This window comes from Mariprofundus micogutta (assembly GCF_001895085.1).
GTDB classification, from domain to species: Bacteria; Pseudomonadota; Zetaproteobacteria; order Mariprofundales; family Mariprofundaceae; genus Mariprofundus; species Mariprofundus micogutta.
This window is the reverse complement of sequence record NZ_BDFD01000022.1, coordinates 1-24,691: the sequence shown is the minus strand read 5'-3', so window position 1 is coordinate 24,691 and position 24,691 is coordinate 1. Positions and strand designations below refer to the sequence as shown.

Annotated in this window: 26 protein-coding genes; 17 read left to right on the top strand and 9 right to left on the bottom strand. The window is 48.4% G+C overall.

Annotated elements, in window-relative coordinates; genetic code table 11:
* Positions 1–44: 44 nt before the first annotated feature.
* Positions 45–506: a prepilin-type N-terminal cleavage/methylation domain-containing protein gene (locus MMIC_RS12940; RefSeq protein WP_083530569.1), complete on the bottom strand. Its 462-nt coding sequence runs from the start codon at positions 504–506 to the stop codon at positions 45–47.
* Between the two features lie 237 nt (positions 507–743).
* Between MMIC_RS12940 and MMIC_RS10735 the strand changes: the two genes are divergently transcribed.
* The 6 genes from MMIC_RS10735 to MMIC_RS10710 are packed head-to-tail and all read left to right on the top strand — an operon-like array spanning position 744 to position 6,303.
* On the top strand, positions 744–1,109 hold the full coding sequence (locus MMIC_RS10735) for a DUF6164 family protein (protein ID WP_072660477.1): 366 nt from the start codon (positions 744–746) through the stop codon (positions 1,107–1,109).
* Between the two features lie 59 nt (positions 1,110–1,168).
* Complete coding sequence (locus tag MMIC_RS10730) at positions 1,169–1,927, top strand: outer membrane lipoprotein-sorting protein (protein ID WP_072660476.1); 759 nt, start codon at positions 1,169–1,171, stop codon at positions 1,925–1,927.
* Entirely contained in the window at positions 1,924–3,144 is a 1,221-nt protein-coding gene (locus MMIC_RS10725) for an ABC transporter permease (RefSeq protein WP_227819485.1), read from the top strand. The genes MMIC_RS10730 and MMIC_RS10725 overlap by 4 nt, the downstream gene beginning before the upstream one ends.
* Positions 3,141–4,379, top strand: coding sequence for an ABC transporter permease (locus MMIC_RS10720; protein WP_072660475.1), 1,239 nt, complete (start codon positions 3,141–3,143; stop codon positions 4,377–4,379). Before MMIC_RS10725 ends, MMIC_RS10720 begins: the two co-directional genes overlap by 4 nt.
* 9 nt (positions 4,380–4,388) lie before the next feature.
* On the top strand, positions 4,389–5,090 hold the full coding sequence (locus MMIC_RS10715; protein ID WP_072660474.1) for an ABC transporter ATP-binding protein: 702 nt from the start codon (positions 4,389–4,391) through the stop codon (positions 5,088–5,090).
* The gene (locus tag MMIC_RS10710; protein WP_072660473.1) at positions 5,074–6,303 is read left to right on the top strand and encodes a hypothetical protein; all 1,230 of its coding nucleotides are present in this window, start codon (positions 5,074–5,076) and stop codon (positions 6,301–6,303) included. Before MMIC_RS10715 ends, MMIC_RS10710 begins: the two co-directional genes overlap by 17 nt.
* Positions 6,304–6,342: 39 nt before the next feature.
* Here the strand turns inward: MMIC_RS10710 and MMIC_RS10705 are convergent, their stop codons facing one another.
* Positions 6,343–7,407 carry a cyclic nucleotide-binding domain-containing protein gene (locus tag MMIC_RS10705; protein WP_072660472.1) on the bottom strand — a complete coding sequence of 355 codons (1,065 nt, stop codon included), beginning with the start codon at positions 7,405–7,407 and terminating at the stop codon, positions 6,343–6,345.
* 155 nt (positions 7,408–7,562) lie between these two features.
* Here MMIC_RS10705 and pssA point away from each other — a divergent pair, with 155 nt between their 5' ends.
* Both pssA and MMIC_RS10695 read left to right on the top strand, forming a co-directional pair.
* On the top strand, positions 7,563–8,366 hold the full coding sequence (gene pssA, locus MMIC_RS10700; protein ID WP_227819484.1) for a CDP-diacylglycerol--serine O-phosphatidyltransferase: 804 nt from the start codon (positions 7,563–7,565) through the stop codon (positions 8,364–8,366).
* 199 nt (positions 8,367–8,565) lie between these two features.
* The gene (locus MMIC_RS10695; RefSeq protein ID WP_072660470.1) at positions 8,566–10,110 is read left to right on the top strand and encodes a 2-isopropylmalate synthase; all 1,545 of its coding nucleotides are present in this window, start codon (positions 8,566–8,568) and stop codon (positions 10,108–10,110) included.
* 56 nt (positions 10,111–10,166) lie between these two features.
* Here the strand turns inward: MMIC_RS10695 and accC are convergent, their stop codons facing one another.
* From accC to MMIC_RS10675, 4 genes are read right to left on the bottom strand one after another with little or no spacing between them, the layout of a single operon-like run.
* Entirely contained in the window at positions 10,167–11,516 is a 1,350-nt protein-coding gene (accC, locus tag MMIC_RS10690) for an acetyl-CoA carboxylase biotin carboxylase subunit (protein WP_072660469.1), read from the bottom strand.
* 11 nt (positions 11,517–11,527) lie between these two features.
* Entirely contained in the window at positions 11,528–11,986 is a 459-nt protein-coding gene (gene accB / locus MMIC_RS10685) for an acetyl-CoA carboxylase biotin carboxyl carrier protein (RefSeq protein ID WP_072660468.1), read from the bottom strand.
* A 28-nt stretch (positions 11,987–12,014) separates the two neighbouring features.
* Entirely contained in the window at positions 12,015–12,470 is a 456-nt protein-coding gene (gene aroQ, locus MMIC_RS10680) for a type II 3-dehydroquinate dehydratase (protein ID WP_072660467.1), read from the bottom strand.
* The gene (locus MMIC_RS10675) at positions 12,467–12,916 is read right to left on the bottom strand and encodes a tetratricopeptide repeat protein (RefSeq protein ID WP_143144944.1); all 450 of its coding nucleotides are present in this window, start codon (positions 12,914–12,916) and stop codon (positions 12,467–12,469) included. The genes aroQ and MMIC_RS10675 overlap by 4 nt, the downstream gene beginning before the upstream one ends.
* Positions 12,917–13,044: 128 nt before the next feature.
* Between MMIC_RS10675 and thiS the strand changes: the two genes are divergently transcribed.
* From thiS to hemE, 3 genes are all read left to right on the top strand, one after another.
* Entirely contained in the window at positions 13,045–13,254 is a 210-nt protein-coding gene (thiS, locus tag MMIC_RS10670) for a sulfur carrier protein ThiS (RefSeq protein WP_072660466.1), read from the top strand.
* Between the two features lie 137 nt (positions 13,255–13,391).
* Positions 13,392–14,168 (top strand): thiazole synthase, encoded by a 777-nt coding sequence (locus tag MMIC_RS10665; RefSeq protein ID WP_072660465.1) that lies wholly within the window; start codon positions 13,392–13,394, stop codon positions 14,166–14,168.
* Positions 14,169–14,333: 165 nt separating this feature from the next.
* On the top strand, positions 14,334–15,404 hold the full coding sequence (gene hemE, locus MMIC_RS10660) for a uroporphyrinogen decarboxylase (protein ID WP_072660464.1): 1,071 nt from the start codon (positions 14,334–14,336) through the stop codon (positions 15,402–15,404).
* Between the two features lie 92 nt (positions 15,405–15,496).
* Here hemE and MMIC_RS10655 read toward each other — a convergent pair whose 3' ends face one another.
* Positions 15,497–15,859, bottom strand: coding sequence for a DUF1456 family protein (locus MMIC_RS10655; RefSeq protein WP_072660463.1), 363 nt, complete (start codon positions 15,857–15,859; stop codon positions 15,497–15,499).
* Positions 15,860–15,982: 123 nt separating this feature from the next.
* Between MMIC_RS10655 and MMIC_RS10650 the strand changes: the two genes are divergently transcribed.
* From MMIC_RS10650 to MMIC_RS10640, 3 genes are all read left to right on the top strand, one after another.
* Positions 15,983–17,845, top strand: coding sequence for a DEAD/DEAH box helicase (locus MMIC_RS10650; protein WP_072660462.1), 1,863 nt, complete (start codon positions 15,983–15,985; stop codon positions 17,843–17,845).
* 140 nt (positions 17,846–17,985) lie between these two features.
* On the top strand, positions 17,986–18,363 hold the full coding sequence (gene apaG, locus MMIC_RS10645; protein WP_072660461.1) for a Co2+/Mg2+ efflux facilitator ApaG/CorD: 378 nt from the start codon (positions 17,986–17,988) through the stop codon (positions 18,361–18,363).
* Positions 18,330–19,025 carry a glutathione S-transferase gene (locus tag MMIC_RS10640; protein ID WP_307157912.1) on the top strand — a complete coding sequence of 232 codons (696 nt, stop codon included), beginning with the start codon at positions 18,330–18,332 and terminating at the stop codon, positions 19,023–19,025. The genes apaG and MMIC_RS10640 overlap by 34 nt, the downstream gene beginning before the upstream one ends.
* 254 nt (positions 19,026–19,279) lie before the next feature.
* On the opposite strand, the gene MMIC_RS10635 is transcribed toward MMIC_RS10640, so the two are convergent.
* Complete coding sequence (locus MMIC_RS10635; RefSeq protein WP_072660459.1) at positions 19,280–21,376, bottom strand: YgiQ family radical SAM protein; 2,097 nt, start codon at positions 21,374–21,376, stop codon at positions 19,280–19,282.
* Positions 21,377–21,667: 291 nt separating this feature from the next.
* Between MMIC_RS10635 and nhaA the strand changes: the two genes are divergently transcribed.
* The 3 genes from nhaA to MMIC_RS10620 are packed head-to-tail and all read left to right on the top strand — an operon-like array spanning position 21,668 to position 24,038.
* The gene (gene nhaA, locus MMIC_RS10630) at positions 21,668–22,831 is read left to right on the top strand and encodes a Na+/H+ antiporter NhaA (protein ID WP_072660458.1); all 1,164 of its coding nucleotides are present in this window, start codon (positions 21,668–21,670) and stop codon (positions 22,829–22,831) included.
* A gap of 43 nt (positions 22,832–22,874) precedes the next feature.
* On the top strand, positions 22,875–23,519 hold the full coding sequence (locus MMIC_RS10625; protein ID WP_072660457.1) for a pseudouridine synthase: 645 nt from the start codon (positions 22,875–22,877) through the stop codon (positions 23,517–23,519).
* Positions 23,520–23,549: 30 nt separating this feature from the next.
* A complete protein-coding gene (locus tag MMIC_RS10620; protein WP_227819482.1) occupies positions 23,550–24,038 on the top strand; it encodes a HugZ family pyridoxamine 5'-phosphate oxidase in 489 nt (162 codons plus the stop codon).
* Positions 24,039–24,081: 43 nt separating this feature from the next.
* Here MMIC_RS10620 and MMIC_RS10615 read toward each other — a convergent pair whose 3' ends face one another.
* On the bottom strand, positions 24,082–24,450 hold the full coding sequence (locus tag MMIC_RS10615; RefSeq protein WP_072660456.1) for a c-type cytochrome: 369 nt from the start codon (positions 24,448–24,450) through the stop codon (positions 24,082–24,084).
* Between the last annotated feature and the right edge of the window lie 241 nt (positions 24,451–24,691).

The window sequence follows — 24,691 nt, the reverse complement described above, 5'->3', positions numbered from 1 at the left end:
AAAAAGAGGGCCATAAGGCCCTCTTTCACAAAACTCGCTAAGAATTAGTGAGTTGTAGGTACATCACCGGCAACCAGAGCGGTGCCTTTGGTGCCAGTGCTTGAACCGATAGTAGGTGTGCCGCTGGTAGTGGTGTAAATCAGATCACCAGAGTCGTGCTTGGTTGCAGCACCATAAGTCTGAGAGGAGCCAGCATTGCCATCATCATCAGATGCAAAGCGACTGTTGCTTGATGTGTTTACAGTACCCGTGGTTGTGCCATCTGTGATGGTTACAGCACCAGTGCCAGGAGCTGTTGTGTTAGGGTAGTGGGAATTGTCATTGAAATATACTTCAAATGTAGTCTGAGCAGAGTGTAGGTCAGCCTGAGCTGCGGCATTAAATGCTTTTACACGGTAGCTGGCAAACTGAGGGATAGCGATAGACGCAAGAATGCCGATGATGGCAACCACGATCATCAACTCGATCAGTGTGAAGCCCTTTTCTTTGTTGATCATGTTCATCATAAGAATGGTTCTCCTTGTATAATATTGCTGCCAAGCTTGTGGCAATCAACAGAATGAACGCAAGTGTCATGCCAACATATGCTTATAGAAATCAGGGTTACTATGGGTGGTGTGACAGAAAGTGTCACTCATGAGTGCCCATATGGGACAGTTTGTATGGTTTGATGGATAAGCATGATTTACAGATAATTTGTGATTAGTGTTTTGCTTTACTCATAAGTGTGACAGGGACGTAGTATGGCAGTGAGATTGTTTAATCTAAGAGATGTGCCGGATGATGAAGCAGAAGAGGTGCGGCAACTCTTAAGTGAGCACGATATTACATTTTATGAAACGCATGCCGGTGGCTGGGGAATTGGAACACCGGCGATATGGTTGAATGATGAAGGGCAACTGGATGCGGCTAATGCATTACTTGACTCTTTTCAAAAGCAGCGCTCTGCCGAAGTCCGAGCTGAATACCAGGCACTGAAGGAAGAAGGGAAACATGTCACCTTCCTGGATAAATTCAAACAGCATCCGGTGCTGGTGATCGTCTTTATTTTTGTGACCATGTTTATTCTTTACGTAAGCCTCAGTCCTTTCCTGAATTTCGGAAAATAACACGAACTGTCGCATACTCTGCACTTTCATCTATTTACCTGATCTTCTACACTGTTGGTATGAGAGTACTCTACTGTCTGCTTGTCTGTTTTTTAGCGCTTCCAGCTTTTGCTGCAGAAGAGCTTGCAGATAAAGACCGAACCAGCTTTATCCTGAATAAAGTTGATGATCTCTGGCGTGGTGAGTCCTCATTTGCTGTGGTGACCATGCAGGTGAAAACCGAACACTATACCCGAACCATGCGCATGGAGGGGCGGTCCAAGGGCAAAGAGAAAACCCTGTTTCGCGTGCTCGAGCCACTGCGTGAAAAAGGTACGATGACACTGAAATCTGAAAATCATATCTATACCTATTTACCCAAAACAGACCGAACGATTCGCCTGACCAGTGGCATGATGATGGGGTCATGGATGGGCAGTCATTTGACCAATGATGACCTGGTGAAAGAGGCGCGTCTGGAAGAGGATTATGACGCACGAATCAGTTTTGAAGGGCTGCGGAATGGTAAACAGATAATCGAGTTCACGTTGACGCCGAAAGCGGATGCGCCGGTGGTTTGGGGTAAGTTGTTGTTGATGATTCTGGCTGACACTTATACGCCGTTGCAAGAGCTGTATTTCGATGAAGAGATGCAACTGGCACGTACGTTTACCTTCAGTGATATGAAACTGCTCGGTGGCAAGGAGCGACCGGCTGTGTTGCGCGTGGTGCCTGCTGACAAACCTGATGAATACACCGAGTTTATCTATGAACAACTGGAGCTGAATATTCCGGTCAGCGATGCAATGTTCAACAAATCGAGTTTGAAGCGGCGATGAGAATTTTGACGCTGGCTTCCCGCAATGTGTGGAGAAACTGGCACCGCTCTCTGGTGACCATGCTGGCGATGGCTTTTGCCTGCTTTATCATGATCTTTTTTGCCTCTCTCATGGAGGGGATGATTCAGGGAAGCGAGCGCAGCGTGGTAGCCATGAATATGGGTGATGTCCAGATTCATGCGCATGGATACAGAGATGATCCCGATCTCTATACCCGCATTGATCATGCGGATGAGTTGGTGAATGCTCTGGAGAAGCGGGGCTTTCGTGCCGCCAGTCGGATTTATGCTTACGGGCTTCTGGCTGCCAATATGGCCTCCAGCGGTGTGCAGTTGCGTGGTGTGGACCTGAAACAGGAAGAGCAGGTTACCGAGCTCTACCGGCATGTCAGCAGTGGGAAGTGGCTGGATGAGAATGATGCGCTTGGAGTCGTGATCGGGAAGAAACTGGCTGGTACGCTCGGCGTCGAGTTGGGTGATGAACTGGTCTTTGTTGGACAGAGTTCGGGTGGATATATGGCCAATGAACTGTTCAGGGTACGCGGCATTCTAAAGTCAGTGTCGGATGGTATCGACAGGATGGGGCTGTTTATGCCTATGGATTCGCTCCGCTCGTTGATGGCGATGCCGGAAGGGGTGCATGAGATTGTTGTTATCCGCAATGACCGGACTACTGATCTGGCAGTCAGGACCGCCGAGGTCGAAGCGCTGTCTGTTGGGCTGGAGGTAAAAAACTGGAAGCAGTTGATGCCGGTCATTGCGCGCATGGTCGAAACGGCTGACGTGCAAATCATGATTATGCTGGTGATATTCTATATAGCCGTGGCAACAGTCGTACTCAATGCGATGTTGATGAACGTATTTGAACGCATTCACGAGTTTGGCATTATGAAAGCGCTGGGTGTTTCTCCATGGCAGCTTTTGGCACTGGTCTATGCAGAAACCCTGATCCTGACCTTTCTGGCAGCGGCCGTAGGTCTTGCAGGTGGCTGGTGGATCTCTGATTACTATCGTATCCACGGCGTTGATCTCTCCTCCATGGCCGATTCCATCGCTTATGGCGGCATTGCATTCGATCCGCTCTGGTATGCTGCTATTACGCATGAAGCCCTGTTCTATCCTGTGCTGTTCCTGTTTATCATAGCTGCAATTGCAGTGATCTATCCGGCGGTAAAGGCGGCCACGTTAAGGCCGGTAAAAGCGATCTACTTCCGATGAACCTCAATCAATTAGCATGGCGCAATATCTGGCGCAGAAAACGACGCACACTGATTACTGCATTCTCAATTGGCTTCGGTGTGATGCTTGCGGTTACCTTTACCGGCTCCGGCGATTATACCTACACCAATATGATTGATACCGGTGCGAGCATGGGTATGGGGCATGTGACTGTGGAACCGGTAGGCTATCATCTGAAGCCGACACTGGATAAACGGCTCACAGGCACAAAAGATCTGCGCGAGCGTATTGTCGGTTTAGACGGGGTTTCGGATGCCACGGTTCGCATTACAGGGCAGGCGATGTTTGCCAGTGCGCGCAAGAGTGTCGGCGGTGCCTTTATTGCGGTAGATCCGGCTTTTGAAACAGAGGCAAATAACTTGTTGGTTCGCTCGCTAGTCGAAGGAGAACTTTTCGCCAGGCGCGATGGACGGGGTATCGTGGTCGGTAGCCGGCTGGCCAAGAAGTTACAGGTGAAAATCGGTAAAAAGATAGTTTATACAACGACCGATGCGACAGGCGAAATCGTCAGTAATATTGCACGCGTGACCGGCATCTTTACCACAGGTGAAGATACGATAGATGGCATTCTGGCACTGCTGCCAATTGCAAGTGTGCAGCAGACGTTGAGCTATGCGCCCGACGAAGCTACGGTGATTGCCGTCCTGATCCGGGATCAGCGTCATGCCGAATCCATGCGCGATGCGATCTCAGTACTTCCCGAGGCTGGTGATGCTTCAGTACTGACATGGAAGAAGTCACAGCCTGATCTCGCTGCCGTAATCGCTTTCGATAAGGCTGGCAACTATATCAGCCAGTTTCTTGTCGGCTTGCTGATAGCTGTGGGTATTCTCAATACCATGCTGATGAGCGTACTGGAGCGTACTCGCGAGTTCGGTGTGATGATGGCGGTTGGCATGTCGCCGAAAGTGTTGTTTAAGCTGGTCATGGTGGAGTCGTTCTGGCTGACCATAGTTGGCCTGATACTCGGGATAATCATCACTGCGCCCTGGTACTATTTTCTTTATTACTATGGTATTGATTTTAGCGACGCCTTTGGTGACGATTTTAGTTACGGCGGCGTGCTGGTTGATCCGGTTTTCAAGGCCAGATTGTTCAAGGAGAGTGTTGTGGCGATTCTCGGCACACTGTTTATGCTCGCACTGCTGGCCGGCCTTTATCCGGCCTGGCGAGCAGGACGCGTGCCGCCGGTTGAGAGCCTGAAAACGATATGAGGAACGATAATGCACAGTAAGGTGAAGCATATAGTCCGAATGCAGGATGTCGTGAAAACCTATCGTCAGGGTAAGGTGGATGTGCATGCGGTAAACAATGTCTCGCTGGAGATTGAGCAGGGTGATTTTGCTGTGCTTTGTGGACCATCTGGCTCAGGCAAGACAAGTATTCTCAATCTGATTGGTGGTTTGGATGTGCCAAGCTCGGGTCAGATATGGGTGGATGATGTCGATCTCTCTACACTGGATAATACCGAGCTTTCCCAGGTGCGTAAAAATCGTATCGGCTTTGTTTTTCAGGCCTATAATCTGATTCCTGTCATGACTGCTTATGAAAATGCCGAATTCGTTTTGAATCTTCAGGGTGTCGACGAGGCCGAGTGTAGAGAGCGGGTCATGCAAACCTTGAGAGCCGTTGGTCTTGAGGGCCTTGAGCATCGCCGTCCGGATGAGATGTCCGGCGGCCAGCAGCAGCGCGTTGCCATTGCGCGTGCAATTGTTACTGCACCGGCTATCGTATTGGCGGACGAACCGACAGCCAATGTGGATTCGCATACGGCAGAATCGTTGCTTGATCTGATGCAGCAATTGAACCGGGAGCAGGGGATTACATTTCTTTTCTCTACCCATGATCAGCATGTGATGGATCGTGCCAGTCGGATTATCCGCGTACATGATGGTAAAATTGACTCGGATGAAGTGTCTCACTAAGTTTTTTCATCTATCCCTGCTTTTATTGCCGATGCTGTTTGCACAACCGGCTCATGCTTTTTATGCATGGCAGGATGAGGCGAGTGCCATAGAGCTTCGCGGCTTGCTCCGCGGATCAGCTGTCACTTTGATTAACCCTGATAACCAGCTGTTTTATAATAGAAAAAATGTATCCGGCATGGCTGTTTCGGGCAGGCTGATGCTGGATGCTTCCTATGATTCTTTATCCTTTGAAGTTCATGCCGAACAAAGTTATGTGCCGATCAAACTTCAGACTGCTGGCTCAAATTTTGCCTTATTGCAGGGGATAGAGCGCTCCGATCTGCTGGACTGGAGTTTCGATCATCAACAATCTCACCTGATACTGGATCGATTGAATGTGCAGCTTGCAACTGAACGGATAAATCTGAAAGCAGGGCGCCAACCGGTGAACCTTGCCGCTACCTATTATTTTACACCGAACGATTTCTTTGCACCATTTGCGGCGCAAACTTTTTTCCGCTCCTATAAACCCGGTGTGGATGCAGTACGTGCTGATATTCAACTGGCTGAACTCTCACAATTGTCGTTGATCGGTGTTTTGGGATATGCAGTCAATCCGGCTAGCGATAGCGGCTGGAGTAACCGGATTGATGCTGCAAGAAACTCTTATCTGGCACGCCTGTCAGCTGTGTTTGGTGATTTTGAGTTTGCACTATTGGCCGGTTCAGTAAAAAAAGATGTGGTATTTGGTGGAGATTTCCAGGGTGAGCTATTTGACTGGCTGGGGCTTCGTGGAGAAGGGCATGTGAAATGGCCGGATTCACCACGACTTACTACAACAATAGAGTCGTCCCTTGCCCTGGAGCACCGTTGGGAGAACACTCTGACCATCAGGCTGGAGCAGTATTATCATGGAAGTGGGGCCACTTCCACGGCTGCTTATAAGCTTGCAACGGCCAATAATAGTTACTATCTGGCCAGACACTACAGTGCTATCGGTGCCAGTTATGAATTCACACCACTACTGACAGGTGATATGACGACGATTTACAACTGGGTAGATCAATCGGCTCTGCTTGCACTTTACGCGCTCTATTCTCTGACAGATGAATCTGAACTAGCCCTGAGCGGTACGGTAACAACCGGAGATAAACCACAGGCTGCTGCCATAAGAAGTGAGTTCGGTTTATATCCGGATTCAGTCAGTATCGAATACCGGGCATATTTCTAGGGCAGATGAACAGTGATGCTGGCTGAGTGAACGTCAGAATTAATAAGGTCTTGTAGATGATAATTGTTTGATCTGCTGTTCAAATGAACCATAGGCATTCATGAAAGAATGAAAGATACCTTCGGGTAGCTTGCACAATAACAGATGTTCGCGTACTTTTAATTCGGCGTCTCCCGGCAGTTGAATAAAGGGGCTGGCATTGCCAAACATGGCACCGGACGTTAACAACTGATTGCCTTCGGATGAACTGCATTCAACTGCACCGGAAAGGATAATTTGACATGTTTTGGGACTTTCAGATGAAACCTTAATCGCTTCTCCCGGACGATATTCATCCACAACTGATTCTTCTGCGGCCCAGAGCTTGTCCTGTTCCGGCAGCTTAGCAAATGCAGGCATACTGTATGTCATGGCATGTACCATGCGGGTTTGCACAGTTCTGAGCATGTAATCCCCGGCAATAGGGAAGTGCTGTATTAACATGCTCAGGGCCTGATCGGAAAATTCCAATAGCAGTGTGGATTCCAGGGTGACGACACTGGCAGAGCGGCGCAGGTTGTAGATACAGGCAAATTCCCCGAAAAAGTCTCCCGGCTTGAGTACTTTTACTGATTGACTCTGTCCACCTTCCAACTCAATTTGTACATCCACCTGGCCTTCAAGAATCAGATAAAAGGTTTTGCTGCTATCACCCTGTTTAACCACGTTACAACCGGCTGCTTTGCGTTTCAGGTTTCCCTGTTTGATGAAATCCAGCGCTTCTGAATCTGATAACTGCTCAATCAGGGCAAATACCCTGCATTCAGAATTATCAGTGTCCGGATAAGCCGAGAGAGTGAAACGGGCCATATTGGTCAAAGATTCAATTTCTGTCGTGTCGGGGTGATTTAGCTGCTTGCACAAGGCGAGAAAGCCAATGGCGTGACTGGCTTGACCTGTTGCCAGCATTCTTCTGGCCATAGCCATGGCCAATTCTCTGGCAAGTGGCCAGCGCTCCTGCTGTTGAACCATCTGGATCAGCGGACGAGCAATATGCAGGTCTTCAGGAAAGACCCTGTGCAGTAGCCCGTAACTGCGCAATAACTCATCTTCTTTCAGAGACATGTTGCTAGTGTAGCCAATCAATAGAGATTGTCATTCAGTCAATCTTCTTGGGTCTGGGCTGAGTTGCCGCTAGTCTGCTGCCATGACAAAACAACTACCTATTTCTGTGGGGCTGACTGTGATTACTCTAAAGTCCGATGCCAAAGAGCAGGCCAATGCCTAGGTTTAAAGAAAAAATGGGCAAGCGGGGCGTTTACCTGTTACCCAGCCTGTTTACTACCATGGGCCTGTTTGCCGGTTTCTATTCTCTGGTCGCATCTATACAGGGCAATTTTGAACTAGCGGCATGGTCAATTCTGGCTGCTGCCGTATTTGATATGCTCGATGGTCGTGTAGCCCGGATGTTGCATGCCGAAACGGAATTCGGTGCAGAATATGATTCGCTCTGTGATATGCTCTCTTTTGGTGTTGCTCCAGGCGTGCTTGTATACATGTGGGCGCTGATTAATCTGGGGCCGGACCTGCATAAGCTGGCCTGGCTTGGCGGTTTCTTTGTTGTGGCATGTGCTGCGATCAGACTGGCTCGTTTTAATGTGCATCATGAACAGGAGGATAAACGTTATTTCCAGGGACTACCGACACCTGGAGCTGCACTGTTTATCGCAACTGCCGTGTTATATCACGTTAAAGCCCATGCGGAACCCTGGCCATGGTTATGGCTGGCACTGGCACTGATACTGTCATGGTTGATGGTGAGTAATGTACGTTTTTTTGCTGGCAAGGATGTTGATCTGAAACAACGACATTCGACCAGTATGCTGGTGATTATGATTGCAGTCATGGGGTTGATGGCGCTTGATCCATATCGTGTGCCGTTTGGAGTGATGTTTCTCTACATCGCAAGCGGGCCGGCACTGAGTCTGTGGCAGGGCAGGCGATTGGCCGAATTGCGGATGAAAAGAAAATTACGCAAAAAAAAGGCATCGTCTGTGTCCGGTAGCGACAGTAGTGAATCATGACTTGTTTGACCGCTGCTCTCACCGGTGGTCTAATGTGCCCCATGAATATCCGGTTCGAAACATTGAATGCACAAGCGAAGTATCTACTACTTCGAAGGGGTCTGTGCGTCTGCTGAATCGTTTCAGCTACTGATGTACAGGCCGCGGATTTCCGCGGCCTTTTTTGTTTCTGTGTTTTGATTATGAATAGGAGAGAATGATGTCTGATCGGCTGTATATATTTGATACGACGTTGCGTGATGGTGAACAATCACCCGGTTGCTCGATGAATCTCGATGAAAAGATGAGAGTGGCGCACTCGCTGGCAGCGTTGGGTGTAGATATTATCGAGGCAGGCTTTCCAATTGCTTCTCCGGGCGACTTTGAGGCTGTGCACCGCATTGCATCAGAAGTGAATGGCCCGAAAATTGCCGGCCTGGCAAGGGCCGCGAAGGGGGATATTGATCGAGCCGGAGAGGCTGTCAAACCAGCCGGTGATCGTGCTCGTATTCATACCTTCATTGCGACGAGTCCAATTCATATGGAAGCCAAGCTGCGCATGACTCCGGATCAGGTAGTGGAGCGTGCTGTGACGGCTGTGAAGCAGGCAAGGTCTCTGGTGCCTGAGGTGGAGTTCTCAGCTGAAGATGCCGGACGTTCTGAAATGGACTTCCTGTGCCGCATTGTAGAGTCAGTGATTGCTGCCGGTGCTCGTGTGATCAATATTCCTGATACCGTGGGTTATATGACTCCGGATGAATTCGGCTGGCGAATTCGTAACCTGATTGAACGGGTGCCGAACTCTGATCAGGCTGTTTTCTCGGTTCATTGCCACAATGATCTGGGTTTGGCTGTGGCTAATTCATTGGCTGCAGTAGAGAACGGTGCGCGTCAGGTTGAATGTACGATTAATGGTCTGGGTGAGCGTGCAGGTAATGCATCATTGGAAGAGATTGTGATGATCATGAAGACTCGTTCAGATCGCTATGATATCGAGACGGGTATCGATACCACTAAAATTGTACCGAGCTCGAAACTGGTTAGCCAGATTACCGGCATGCCGATTCAGCCGAATAAGGCGATTGTTGGTGCTAATGCATTTGCACATGAGTCGGGTATTCATCAGGACGGCGTTTTAAAACATAAGAAGACGTATGAAATTATGACACCTGAATCAGTGGGTTGGTCTACCAATCGCATGGTGTTGGGCAAACATTCCGGTCGTGCTGCATTGAAATCCCGATACGCTGAACTGGGAGTTGAACTCGATGATGAGCGACTGGTGGTGATATTTGATCGTTTCAAAGTATTGGCCGATAAAAAGAAAGATATCTTTGATGAAGATCTGATGGCCATCCTGTCCGGAGATTCAGATATTGGCGCAGAGCATGTCAAGCTGATTGCTTTACATGCGGCATCAGGCACCAATGATGCACCTGTAGCAGCTGTGGAGCTGGATATTGATGGAGCACGCCATAAAGCAACAGCTGAAGGGGACGGGCCTGTGGATGCTGCTTTCAAGGCAATTAAATCTCTGGTTGAGCCAAACGGAAAACTGTTGCTGTATGCAGTGAATGCGATCACTGCGGGTACAGATGCACAGGGCGAAGTGACTGTGCGCCTGCAGGATGGAGATCGTACTGTAAATGGTCAGGGCTCTGATACGGATATCGTAGTTGCTTCTGCCAAAGCCCTGATCGATGCGCTGAACAAGCTGCCAAACATGCATGCTAAAGTGGTTCATGCACAGTATTCGGGCGTTTGATTAGTAAAAAGGCCGGGCTAATGCCCGGCCTTTTTATGGCTTGGATATTTTAACCCTTACAGGCTCATTTGATTCAGCCATTTCTCAAGGAAATGGATGTTAAAATCACCACTCTGGAAGCCAGGGTTGGCCAGGAGTCGCTGATGCAGTTCCTGATTGGTGGTTACCCCCAGAATGACCAGTTCATCTATCGCTCGCTGCATGCGGCGAATACATTTCTCACGATCCCTGGCATGCGTAATGACTTTGCCGATCATGGAATCGTAATGCGGTGGAATCTTATAACCCGTATAGAGTTGTGAATCCACGCGCACACTTCGACCGCCCGGAGCGTGATAGAGCTCTACCGTGCCTGGAGAAGGAGTGAATTTGAACGGGTGCTCCGCATTAATGCGGCACTCAATGGCATGCCCCTTGATCTTGATGTTCTCCTGGCTAAAGGCGAGTTTTTCACCGTATGCAACACGGATCTGCCACTCAATCAAGTCTACACCGGTAATCCATTCAGTTACCGGATGTTCTACCTGAATGCGTGTATTCATCTCCATGAAATAAAAGGATTTATCTGAATTCATAAGGAATTCGATTGTGCCTGCGCCTTCATAGTCTACTGCTGCTGCGGCTGCAACACCGGCGGCACAAATTTTTTCCCGGGTTTCAGGATCAAGAAACGCGCTTGGCGCTTCTTCAAGTACTTTTTGATTATTACGCTGCATGGAACATTCACGCTCAAACAGGTGGATAAGGTTTCCATGTGTATCGCCTAATACCTGTACTTCGATGTGGCGTGGCTGCTCAAGGTATTTTTCAATAAATACCGTGTCATCGCCAAAGCAGGATGCAGCTTCAGATTTGCACATGGAGAATGCATTGGCCAAAGATGTTTCGGAATGCACAACTTTCATGCCTCGACCACCGCCACCTGCAGAGGCTTTGATGATAATCGGAAAACCTGCCTCTTTGGCAATGGCTCTGGCTTCTTCAACTGTTTCAACAGCACCATCTGAACCCGGAACGAGTGGTACGCCGGCATCCACCATCTTCTTCTTGGCAGTAACCTTGTCACCCATAATACGCATTGATTCAGGGGTGGGGCCAATCCAGACCAAACCTGATTCGTTGACGATGCTGGCAAATTCAGCGTTTTCAGCCAAAAATCCAAAACCTGGATGGATTGCTTCAGCATCAGTTAGTTCTGCTGCAGCCATCAGGGCTGCAATATTCAGATAGGATTGGTTGCTCGGGGCAGGTCCAATGCAGACCGATTCATCAGCGAGCCTTGTATGCATGGCGTCACGATCAGCTTCTGAATAGACGGCTACCGAACGAATACCCATCTCTTTACAGGCGCGGATGATGCGTACGGCGATTTCGCCACGGTTGGCGATGAGAATTTTATGAAACATAATACCCCCGATCAGCCTAGTGGCGTGATTACGAAGAGAGGCTGGCCATACTCAACAGGAGTAGCATTGTCGATCAGAATGGAGTCAACAACACCGTTATATTCTGCTTCGATTTCATTCATCATTTTCATGGCTTCGATAATGCACAGGGTATCGCCTTTTTTGACCTTCTGGCCCTCGGCAATAAAGGCATCTGCATCCGGACTAGGTGCTGAATAGTATGTGCCAACCATTGGAGAGTTGACTGTATTGGCATCATCCTGAGCCGGTGCTGCTGGAGCGGCTACATCTGCTGCAGCGGGTGCTGGCGCAGCGATGACAGTTGGGGCTGCAGCAGGGGCTGACTGAATCACGGCCGGGGAGCCCTGACGTGAAATGCGAACAGTCTGTTCACCTTCACATACCTCAATTTCAGTAACATCTGTGCTTTGAATCAGTTTAATCAGTTTGCGAATCTCAGAAATATCCAAGTTTATCTCCTTTACCTGTTCGGTATGATTATTGTTGGTTTGTTCTTAAAAAATCGTTCAGGCCTGTAAGGGCCAGTGTATATGATGTTGCCCCAAATCCAGCTACAACTCCGGTTGCAGCATCAACCAGCATAGAGCGATGGCGGAATTCCTCGCGGCGGTGGATATTGGACAGGTGTACTTCAATAAAAGGGATGCTTGTAGCAAGCAGGGCGTCGCGAAGGGCAACGCTGGTATGTGTGTAGGCTGCCGGATTAATCACAATGCCATCAATATGATCGCTAACAGCCTGCTGAATACGATCAACCAGTTCTCCTTCATGGTTGCTCTGAAAGGTAGTGATTTCCAGGCCCAGCGAATCGCCCATATCAATAAGTTTTTGGTTGATATCAGCGAGTGTGGTTGTGCCATAATGACCGGGTTCTCTGGTTCCCAGAAGGTTCAGGTTCGGTCCATGCAGGGCAAGGATGCGTAAGGTTTTCATTTTACGGTCTCCAGATCCCACTGCAGTAGTAATTCATTCAGCGCAGGATCTTGCGGTTTTTGTATCAATAGTTGCGATAACATTTCCAGAGCTTCTTTTCGCTCGCCTTGCTGCCAGTGCAGTTTTGCTAATGTTGTTGAGATTGGGTTTGATTGTTTCTTCTCTGCGTTTTGCAGTTGCAGGGCTCGTTTTGCACTGCTGATTCCGGCATCGATATTTCCAAGCTGACGTTGCGTGCGCGCTAACAGTTTCCAGCCCCTGGTTTCTGAGGGGGCGAATTCAAGCATTTCTATCAGGATTTGCTCTGCACTCTCAAGATTACCGGATGCGATAGCATTTTTTGCTGCCTCTATGCCGCCACGAACGCCAAACCAGTTGCCTGGCGTCGGCGCAGGTTTGGGAGAGTTTAGCTGGCTATTGGGTGCTGAACCGCTTGCTGTTAGCATGTGGCTCACGCTAAATGTTCGTCTATGCCGGGTCAATCAAGCAAAAACATGAAATGGGTAAAAATACACTATTTCTGTCGATTAATGACTGATTCTTGCCAATTTTTGCGTAATTTTGGAGAACTAGTATGTCAGGTGAGATAACTATCCATCTCAATGGTGAAGTTCAAACAGTACGTGCCGGCACACTGTCGGAGCTGGTTGAAGAACTGGGTTTGAGTAAGCGGATGATTGCCATAGAAAGGAATCTCGAAGTTGTGCCGAAAAGTGAATATGCCATGACTCAGCTTGCTGCCGATGACCGTATTGAACTGGTGCATATGATCGGTGGTGGTTGATTTTTTTGTCTCTGCACGAACGAGTCTATTTGTTATTCAAGCACATATTAAAACGTGCTTCTGATTGCTAGCATGTCCCGGTTTTTGCCGGGGGATTTGAAATAGCCTCAACTATTGAGGAAAAGGGGAGTTTTGTGATGTCTGACGTTTTTAAGGTTGGAACCTATGAGTTTAACTCACGATTGATCGTAGGTTCGGGTAAATATAAGGATTTCCAGACCACTAAAGATGCCACCGAGGCATCGGAAGCTGAGATGATTACGGTCGCTGTTCGTCGTGTGAATATCACCGACCCGGGCAAAGAGAATCTGCTTGATTATATCGATCCCAAGAAATATACCATTCTGCCCAATACTGCGGGCTGTTTTAATGCAGAAGATGCGATTCGCACGCTGCGTCTGGCGCGTGAAGCCGGAGGTTGGGACCTGGTGAAGCTTGAAGTGCTCGGCGATACCGAAACCTTGTATCCGAATGTGGTTGAAACAATCAAAGCGGCTGAAGTATTGGTGGAAGAGGGATTTCAGGTCATGGTATATACCAATGATGATCCGATTGTGGCAAGACGTCTGGAAGAGATTGGTTGTGTCGCTGTGATGCCTCTGGGGAATCCGATTGGATCCGGTCGTGGTCTGGCCAACCCATTTAATATACGTGTAATTAAACAGCGTGCGAATGTTCCAATTGTTGTGGATGCCGGCATCGGTACAGCTTCTGATGCTGCCAAGGCGCTGGAACTGGGTGCTGATGCAGCTCTGATCAATACAGCGATTTCTGAAGCTAAAGATGAATGCCTGATGGCGAGGGCTATGCGTGATGCTGTGCGGGCCGGACGCGCTGCATTTCTCGCCGGACGTATGCCGAAAAGAGCTTTCGCTTCCGCTTCATCACCGACTGAAGGGTATATCTGGGATTAAAGCTAATAGACGCTGATTAACACAGATGAGTACGGATAGTGTGCTTTGATCAGTGTGAACGGAAGAAACTGTATGAGCAGAATGGGCAATGTTGTTTTTTAAGATAGCAATCTTATCAATCAGCGATAATCTGCGTCCATCTGTGTCTAGAAAAAAGGATTTGAAATGACTGAATTGAAGAATGATTTATTTTTGCGTGCATGCCTTAAAGAAGACGTTGAGCGCACTCCAGTATGGATGATGCGTCAGGCTGGTCGCTATCTGGCTGAATACAGAGCTACGCGTGCCAAAGCCGGCGGTTTTCTGAATCTTTGCCGTTCACCAGAACTGTGCTCCGAAGTGACGTTGCAGCCGATTGATATTCTTGATGCTGATGCAGCGATCCTGTTTTCCGACATCCTGGTTGTACCGGAAGCCATGGGCATGGAATTGACATTTGGTGTAGGCGAGGGACCTAAATTTCCTGATCCGATCACCTGCCGTGCTGACGTGGAAAAACTGCCGGTTCTGGATGATCCATCCAAAGAACTCGGTTATGTCATGGATGCGGTAAGTACCATTCGCAGAGATTTGAATGGCCGTGTACCATTGATTGGTTTTGCAGGTTCTCCATGGACTCTGGCGACCTATATGGTTGAAGGTGGCGGTTCCAAGAACTTTTCCAAAGTCAAAGCTATGGCATTCAACGAACCAGAAACCATGCATCTGCTGCTGGAAAAGCTGGCGGATTCGGTTGCGTCCTATCTGAATGGTCAGATTGCCAGTGGTGCGCAGGCAGTTCAAATCTTTGATACCTGGGGTGGCATACTCAATACGCGTGATTATAAAGAATTCTCTTTGCAATACATGCAGCGCATCGTATCGCAATTAACGCGTCAAAATGATGGCCGGAAAGTGCCTGTTATCCTCTATTCCAAGGGTGGAATGGGCTGGTTGGAAGCTATGGCAGATACCGGTTGTGATGTACTGGGGCTGGACTGGTCCATTGATATTGATGAAGCACGCCGTCGTGTTGGTGATAAGGTTGCTCTGCAGGGTAATATGGATCCAACTATGCTTTATGCAAAACCGGAACGCATCCGTGCTGAGGTAAAAGATATTCTGGCCAAATTCGGTCATGGTAATGGTCATGTGTTTAATCTCGGCCACGGCATCACTCCGGATGTGCCGCCTGAGCATGCTATTGAATTCTTCAAGGCTGTGCGTGAAGAGTCAGTTCAGTACCATACAAACTAAGCTAAACTCCTGATTGAAGAGGCCACTCTCAGAGTGGCCTTTTTTCGTGGTAAGGAGAAGTAGAACTTGCGGCTTCTATCTGAACATAAGATTTATTGCGTTGATTCGGCGCTCGACTCGGCTTCATCTGTAATATCTTCGATCAGACAGCGTATCTCTTCGATAGCGCCGGTATTGCCGGATTCAATGAGACCGATGATGAAATTCTCGATGGTGCGCGGTAGCAGGGCGGGTTCATCCACAGGTCCGCGAGAGTAAAGAATAAAGCCGTTGAGAAAGGCTTCAAACTGTTCATCTGAGAGTTTTTCGTAATTCTTGTTCTGTGAGCCGGCCATAAAGGCCTTGACCTGACTACTGCTGAATTCGAAGCCGCCAAGTTCAAAGATCTCTTTGACTTCAAAGTGTTTGAGATTGTTGGCAATTGTTATTTTCTTGAGAATACTGTTATTTGTCATGACGAAAGTTTAGTGGATAGAGGGGGCTTTAGGATAGCTATTTCTAATAAACCCATATATTCATGGTATATTCATCTGCTTATAGGCACTCTTCGCGCCCGATAAATCCAGAAGGTGTAAATAATGACTACAGAACAAGAACAGCAGCCTAATGCAGAGCAAGTTACATTCGCTGACCTGAATCTAAATCCAGACGTGCTTAAAGGTGTTCAGGATGTTGGTTATGAAACACCTTCTCCGATTCAGGCGCAGACCATTCCTCTGCTCATCGAAGGGAGGGATCTGGTTGGTCAGGCACAGACTGGCACAGGCAAGACCGGTGCTTTTGCACTGCCTATGCTCTCCCATATCGATTTGAGTACAACCACTCCGCAGCTGCTGGTGCTTGCACCCACACGTGAACTGGCCATTCAGGTTGCCGAGGCATTTCAGATCTATGCTAAACATATGAAAGGCTTTCATGTGCTGCCTATTTATGGTGGCCAGAGCTATGATATTCAGCTGCGTGCACTCAAGCGCGGCGTGCATGTTGTCGTCGGTACACCCGGTCGTGTTATGGATCATATGCGTCGCAAGACGCTCAATCTGAGTAAACTTAAAGCACTGGTGCTGGATGAAGCAGATGAGATGTTGCGCATGGGCTTTATTGATGATGTGAAGTGGGTGTTGGAGCAGACGCCGTCAGAGCGTCAGATTGCTCTCTTTTCTGCAACCATGCCGCCAGTGATTCGCAAGATTGCCGAACAGCATCTGAATAATCCTGAACATATTACCGTTAAAGTGAAAACATCCACTGCTGAGACGATTCGTCAGCGTTTCCTTGTCGCTGGCGGTGTTCGTCAGAAGATGGATGCATTGACCCGTATTCTTGAGGCAGAGGCATTTGATGGCATGATCATCTTTGTTCGCACCAAGTCCGCGACTGAAGAGATTGCCGAAAAGCTTGAGGCGCGGGGCTTCTCTGCATCAGCACTCAACGGTGATATCACCCAGAAAATGCGTGAGGCGACAGTAAACCGCCTGAAGAAAGGCCAGATCGATATTATTGTTGCTACAGATGTTGCAGCACGCGGTCTCGATGTGGAACGTATTTCGCACGTGATTAACTTTGATATCCCCAACGATACTGAGCCTTATGTACATCGCATCGGTCGTACCGGCAGGGCAGGTCGTCAGGGCGATGCAATTCTTTTCATCGCACCACGTGAAAAGCGTATGCTATACGCGATTGAGCGGGCGACGAAGCAGACGATCGAGCAGTATATCATGCCGACAACTGAAGATATCAATAACAAGCGCATTGATGAATTCAAGCAACGAATCTCTGATACACTTGAATCAAGTGAAGGTCTGGAGTTGTTTACCGGCATCATTGAAAGTTATGAAGCTGAACATGGCGTTTCTGCTATCGAAATTGCAGCAGCACTGGCAAAAATGGCGCAGGGTGATAAGTCGCTGCTATTAAAAGATGAACCACGACGCAAGGAAAGGCAGGAGCGGCCAGAGCGTTCTGAGCGCGCTCCGCGTACTCGAGAATCTTTTGAAAATGATCGTGGGGAACGCAGACCAAGGCGTGATTCTTCACCACGTCATAGCTCAACAGGAACACCACCGAAAGAGGGTATGCAGCGTTATCGTTTAGAGGTCGGTGAAACTCATGGCGTGAAAGCGGGCAATATAGTCGGAGCAATTGCCAATGAACTCGGTCTGGAAAGCGAATTTATCAGTCAGGTAAATATTCAGGGTGATCATAGTACTGTTGATCTTCCTGAAGGTATGCCCAAGGCCATTTTCCAGGATCTGCAGCAGATCTGGGTATGCGGCCAGAAACTTGATGCATCAGAGCTATCCGGTGTATCAGGTGGAGAGTCCCGTCCCAGAAAGAAATTTGCTTCAGGTCGAGGTGACAGACGTCCGGGTAACAGAAGGCCGGGTGGTGCTCGTTCTGGTGGCAAAGGCGGAAGAAAACCTCCAAGGCGCAAATAAACTGAACAAATATCAAGAGGGGCTTTTCGCCCCTCTTTTTTTGTACATTCGTAAGCCAATTATTCCTGTGAAATAACCTGTATCCATCAGGGGTTAAGGCATAGTCATTCTGCGTTATCATTAGTGTTGCCGGAGGTGCTGTGTCTGAACCTTGTCCCATTATTGTGAATGTAAAAACTGAATATTCGGCTGAGCACTCTGAGCCGGATCAGGAGCATTTTGTTTTCATATATTATGTAAGCATCAAAAACAGGGGGGAACAGGCGGCCCAGTTAATTTCCCGACACTGGATTATTACCGATGGCGATGACCAGACACAGGAGGTTCGTGGTGATGGCGTCATCGGAGAACAGCCGGTGTTGGAGCCGGGGGATGAGCATTATTACAATAGCTTCTGTGTCCTGAGCACGCGTGTCGGTTGTATGCAGGGTAGTTATATGATGCTTGGTGAGGATGGCCTCTATTTTGATGCACCGATTCCGGCATTTTCTCTGGCTGCCCCCGGATCACTGAACTGACATACCCGGTCCTGTATAGCTTTCGCCGCTGTCCTTATGCGATGCGCTCCCGTATGGCACTGTATGTTGCCGGGATTCAATGTGAATTGAGAGAGGTGGCGCTAAAAAATAAACCTCTGGAGATGCTGAATATTTCGCCGAAAGGCACGGTGCCGGTTTTATTGCTACCTGATGGCAGGGTGATAGATGAAAGCCTGAATGTCATGCTTTGGGCCTTGAATGAATCTGACCCTCTGCAGTGGTTGAAACCAGCTGATAGCTCTGTTGAAGAGATGTTAGAGTTGATTGAGATGAACGATGGACAGTTTAAATTTCATCTGGATCGTTATAAGTATCCTGATCGATATGGTCTGCGTAATTCCATTGACCATTTTAAACAGGCTTCAAGTTTTCTGTCTGCTTTGGAACGAAGCTTGGAGAATAATATTTTTCTATTCGGTTCTGCACCATCTCTGGCTGATGTTGCGCTATTCCCATTTGTACGACAGTTCGCAGCTGTTGACCGGCAGGCTTTTGAAAGCTTGGCATTGCATGGTTTAAACCGGTGGTTGGATCACTGGATAACAGATCAAACTTTTCAGGCCATCATGTTGAAACATCAGCCCTGGACGCCTGAAGGAGGACCGGTATATCTGATCCCATCCACTGATATGGGTATATAATTCAATACAGGATTATAGAGCAATGTCAAAAACGCACACTCCTGTTAAAATGTGAGATTCATCACATTATAATTGTCCGATATCCGTATTCTTGTTGTGGTTGAAGAGATTGAAACCTGACAGGGGAGCTGACTATGTTTGTGACTAAGACTGGTAAAGATGAAAAGGCTGAAGCAAAAGCTGAAAGCAAAGTGACACGAAACACTGGCCATACATTTCCGCGTCCACTATTTGCTGATAAGGCATCATAACTATTATTGACGGCGCCTGCGCTGCCTTTGTTTCGGTAGGTTTGCGCGTCGTTTAGATACTCTGCTACGGGCATCTTCCCGGCCAGCAGGAACCAGACATTCAGGGCCGTTTCCGACCAGATCGGAGCGGCCCATTTTTTTGAGCGCATCTCTTAGAAGTGGCCAGTTCTGAGGGTCATGGTAACGCAGGAATGCTTTGTGCAGATCACGTTGTTTTTTCCGTTTCGGTGTAAATACAGTCTCGCTCTTTTTACCTACCTTTCTTAACGGGTTTCTGCCCGAAAAATACATGGCTGATGCTGTAGCCATTGGTGATGGCAGAAAAGCCTGCACCTGATCCGGCTTGAAATGGTTGGCCTTCAGCCAGAGGGCAAGATTGAGCATGTCTTCATCTGTCGTGCCGGGATGAGCAGCAATAAAATAGGGGATCAGGTACTGTTTCTTGCCAGCTTTTTTTGAGGCAGTTTCAAACATTTTTTTAAAGCGGTCAAAACTGCCTATACCCGGCTTCATCATTTTGTTCAGTGGTCCGTCTTCGGTGTGTTCCGGAGCAATTTTCAGGTAACCACCAACATGATGGGTGGCCAGTTCCGCAATATATTCTGGAGATGTGACTGCCAGGTCATATCGCAGGCCGGAAGCAATGAAGATACGTTTGATGCCGCGAATGGCACGTGCTCGCCGGTATACGTTGATCAGGGGGGTATGGTCGGTATTGAGGTTTTTGCATATATCAGGGAACACACAGGATGGTTTTCGACATGCAGCTTCAATGTCGCTGGATTTACAGGCCAGCCGATACATATTGGCTGTCGGGCCGCCGAGGTCTGAAATGGTGCCGGCAAAGCCCGGTGTTTTATCTCGGATCTGTTCGATCTCATGGATGATTGAGTCTTCCGAACGGCTCTGGATGATGCGCCCCTCATGTTCGGTAATAGAGCAGAAAGTACAGCCACCGAAACAACCGCGCATGATATTTACCGAATGTTTGATCATGTCGTAAGCAGGAATGCGTTTGTTTCCATAAGAGTGGTGCGGTGTACGCGAGTATGAGAGTCCAAAAATGGAGTCCATTTCTTCTGTAGTTAACGGGAATGATGGTGGGTTCAACCATACATTACGTGTACCATGTTTTTGTACTATTGCTCGTGCATTGCCCGGATTGGTCTCCAGATGCATCAGGCGAGATGCATGGGCATAGAGTACAGGGTCGGCTTTGACCTCTTCAAAGGAGGGCAGGCGAATCACGGTATTGGCTGCATCCAGACTGCGGGTCATCAGGCGTACAGGTTGGGATTTGTTCGACTCTGCACAGGTCTGGGGTTGACTATTTTTTATCGCATAAGGGTCGGGGTGTTCAATCAGTTGCCCCGGTTTGTCCACTTCGGTGGAATCAATTTCATGCCATCCATCCGGGATGCCATTGCGCATCATTGCAGTACCGCGAAGATCCGTCATGGCCTTGATCGATTCACCGTTTGCAAGGCGGTGGGCAATTTCAATGATCTGGCGCTCTGCGTTACCGAATACCAGCATGTCTGCCTTGGAATCGGGGAGTACTGAGCGGCGTACGCTGTCAGACCAGTAGTCATAGTGGGCTATACGACGCAAGGATGCCTCGATACTGCCGATAATGACCGGCACACCTTTAAATGCTTCACGACATCTCTGTGCATAAACAGTGACAGCACGATCAGGACGTTTACCGGCTACGCCATCCGGAGTGTAGGCATCATCGGAACGAATACGGCGCTCTGAAGTGTAATGATTCACCATCGAATCCATATTGCCGGCTGTAACACCGAAAAATAGGTTCGGTTGCCCCAGAGTGCGGAATGGTTCGGCAGATTTCCAGTCGGGCTGGCTGATGATGCCGACGCGGAAGCCTTGCGCCTCAAGTACGCGTCCAATCACAGCCATGCCAAAACTGGGGTGATCAATATAGGCATCACCCGTGACAATAATGATATCGCAGCTATCCCAGCCAAGCGCATCCATCTCCGCTTTGCTCATTGGCAGCTGAAGGGCAGGGGTAAGTTCAGGCCTGTATTTCGGCCAGCTTAATATTGAGCGCAGTTCAGATGATGGATGCGTAAGCATTGCCGTATCCTAACAGCCAAAGGCGACCAGTGCTTATATCGGATTATTGGGGTTATTAACTCGGATAATTCAATATTGCTGTCGCGCTCCTGCTTGACCTTTTGTTTGCAACAAAGCTTTCATAAATCACCAGATGTACTGATACGATCTCCAGTTTCATGATCCCTTACAAACTATCGTTTAGGGCAATCATCTGGCTGGATCATGAATAGTCCGGATTTGCTGTACTGTTTAATTCCTTTTTAACCTCATACAGGCCAATATTGCACAACTCATACTTTTGGAGTATCGATGATTTCAGCGATTAAAGATTTTCTCAAACTAGAATCAGCCAGCGGCCTGCTTCTGATTGCAGCGGCGCTGCTTGCTGTCGGACTGGCTAATTCACCTTTATCTCATTACTACGATCTGCTACTGGATACGCCGGTTGAAGTGCGTGTGGGAGCGCTCCACATTGCCAAGCCTCTCCTGTTATGGGTGAACGATGGTCTGATGGCGGTTTTCTTTTTCATTGTTGGCCTGGAGTTGAAGCGCGAAATGCTTGTGGGTGAACTCTCCAGTGCTCGTGCGATTGCATTACCTGCATTCGGTGCTTTAGGCGGTATGCTGGTGCCAGCCGGTCTGTATGTTCTGGTGAACGGCTCCGATCCTGTTGCCATGCAGGGCTGGGCGGTTCCAACTGCAACAGATATCGCTTTTGCGCTTGCTGTTCTCACTCTGCTGGGTGATCGCGTACCGTTGGCACTGAAGACCTTTCTTGTCTCACTGGCGATTTTTGATGATCTGGGAGCGATCATTATTATCGCGCTATTTTACACCAGTAACATTTCCACCATCAGCCTGATTGTGGCTGCTGTTTGTATCGCAGCGCTTGCTATGCTCAATCGCAATCAGGTTTACAGATTGACACCATATTTTCTTTTTGCGCTGATCATGTGGGTGGCGGTATTAAAGTCGGGTGTGCATGCCACACTGGCTGGTGTGATCGTGGCCATGTTCATTCCGCTGGAAGCGGACCCTGAGAGCGGGCGCTCACCATTGAAAGATCTTGAACATGATCTGCATGGACTGGTCGCTTTTGCGATCCTGCCCATTTTTGCCTTTGCCAATTCAGGGCTGAGTATGAATAACATGGGCCTCGAACAGTTAATGCATCCGGTCACGATCGGGATTGCTCTGGGCCTGTTTGTCGGTAAGCAGCTTGGCGTTTTTACCTTTGCCTGGCTGGCGGTCAAAATGGGTTTGGCCAGCTTACCCTCCAATGTGAACTGGTCACTGATCTATGGTGTTTCACTATTATGCGGTATCGGTTTCACCATGAGTCTGTTTATCGGTTCCCTGGCTTTTGAAAGCAGTGGTGAGAATCTGTTTTTCGATGAACGTCTGGGTATTATTGTGGCCTCGACATTTTCTGCCATCTGCGGTTATCTCTGGCTGAGAAAGGCGTTGAACTGATTGCGTGCTATATCATATCTGCTGATCCAGAGTAGGCACAGCTATGGCCACATTTCGATTCAATAAGCCCTATCAGGTACTGAGCCAATTCACGGACGAAAGCGGACGTGAAACGCTGGCAGATTATATTTCCATGCCTGATATTTATGCTGCAGGCCGCCTTGATCGGGATAGTGAAGGGTTGTTGCTGCTTACCAGTGATGGTCAGCTTCAGAACCGTATCTCACACCCGGATCACAAGCTTAAAAAGATCTATTGGGTTCAGGTTGATGGGGAGATTACAGCTGCGGCGATCAGTAAACTTCGTGCAGGCATTGAACTGAAAGATGGCATGACAAGGCCGGCCAAAGCCGAGAAGATAGCCACACCTGCATCATTGTGGTCGAGAAATCCACCCGTGCGATACCGTGCGGAGATTCCGACTTCATGGATCAGCCTGGAGATTTCAGAAGGGCGGAACCGTCAGGTCCGGCGCATGACGGCAGCTGTTGGTTTTCCAACTCTGCGCCTCATTCGCTATGCCATTGGTTCCATTACACTTGATGGTTTGAATCCCGGACAATATGAAGAGATTGATGAGCAGCCTCTCTGGTCTATGTTTCCCAAGCAGAAGAGCAGACGCTCCAGACCTTATGCTGGTGCGAAGTCGAATAACAAAAAACAGTTTTCAAACAAAATCAGAAAATGAGCGTGGGCTGATGAGTGGAGCAGAGATCATATGAGAATTGATACCCCGTCAGATCAGAGTGATGTGTCAGACCATTGGCAACAAGATATTCAGCTGTTATTGAATCGGTCCAGAGTCAGCTTTTTAGCCACACAGGGGCAGGCTGGCCCGGAGGTATCCATGGCACCTTTTGCATTCCATCATGGCAAGATCCTGCTGCATCTTTCCAGGTTGGCAAAACATACTATCAATATCGAACGCAGCCCGAATATCGGACTGATGATTTGTACTCCCGAATCACAAGCTGATTCACCATTGGCTTTACCTCGCCTTAGCCTGCAGGGTGAGATTAACCTTGTTTCAGACGATCAACTGGAATCAGCAAAAGCTGTCTATCTGGAAAAGATACCGGATGCCGAACCGTTATTCTCTTTTGGTGACTTTCGTCTGTTTCAATTCTCACCTACGCATATCAACTGGGTGGGTGGCTTTGGCAAAGCCCGTAAAGTCTCATTGAAGCAATGGAGTATGATGCATTAAAAAAGGCGACCCGAAGGGCCGCCTTTAAGTAGAGATTGATTATTTATTTAAGACCATTCAGAAATGCGATGACCTCATCTGCTTTAGCCCCTTTAACCTTTTGCGAACTCATTTTACTCTTTCCACCAGCCGCTTTTGCCACACCTTTCGAATCCGCGATCCACGCTTTCATGTTCTCTTCATTCCAGGTGAAGTCTGCTGACTTCAGGTAGCTTCCATATTTAAAGCCTTCAGCTGAACCGGCTTTTTTACCCATGATACCAAACAGATTCGGTCCAACCTTGTTTTTACCGCCCTGATCAAAGGTGTGGCACGATTTACATTTTCCTTCTGCTCCGGCTACAGCTTCTGTTACTGCCAGACCACTGATCAACATTGTAGTTGCTGCTGCAATCATCATCGTTTTTTTCATAGCTATCTCCTGTGGGTAAATAATAACAGAATAATATTATGAATTAATTATATGTCAACAGTGTGAAAGGTGTGAAGGTGTTCCCATTAATAGCAAAGAAGCAAATGAAAAAATCACTGCTGTCCGGTTAAGCATTGAGCAGTGCCATCTGGCGAGGATTCACGGTCGGTTTTCGCTTTGGAGGCGGTGAGCTTCCTCCCAGCAATTCGGCGATATTCCTTCGCTGCATGAGGTTGACCGA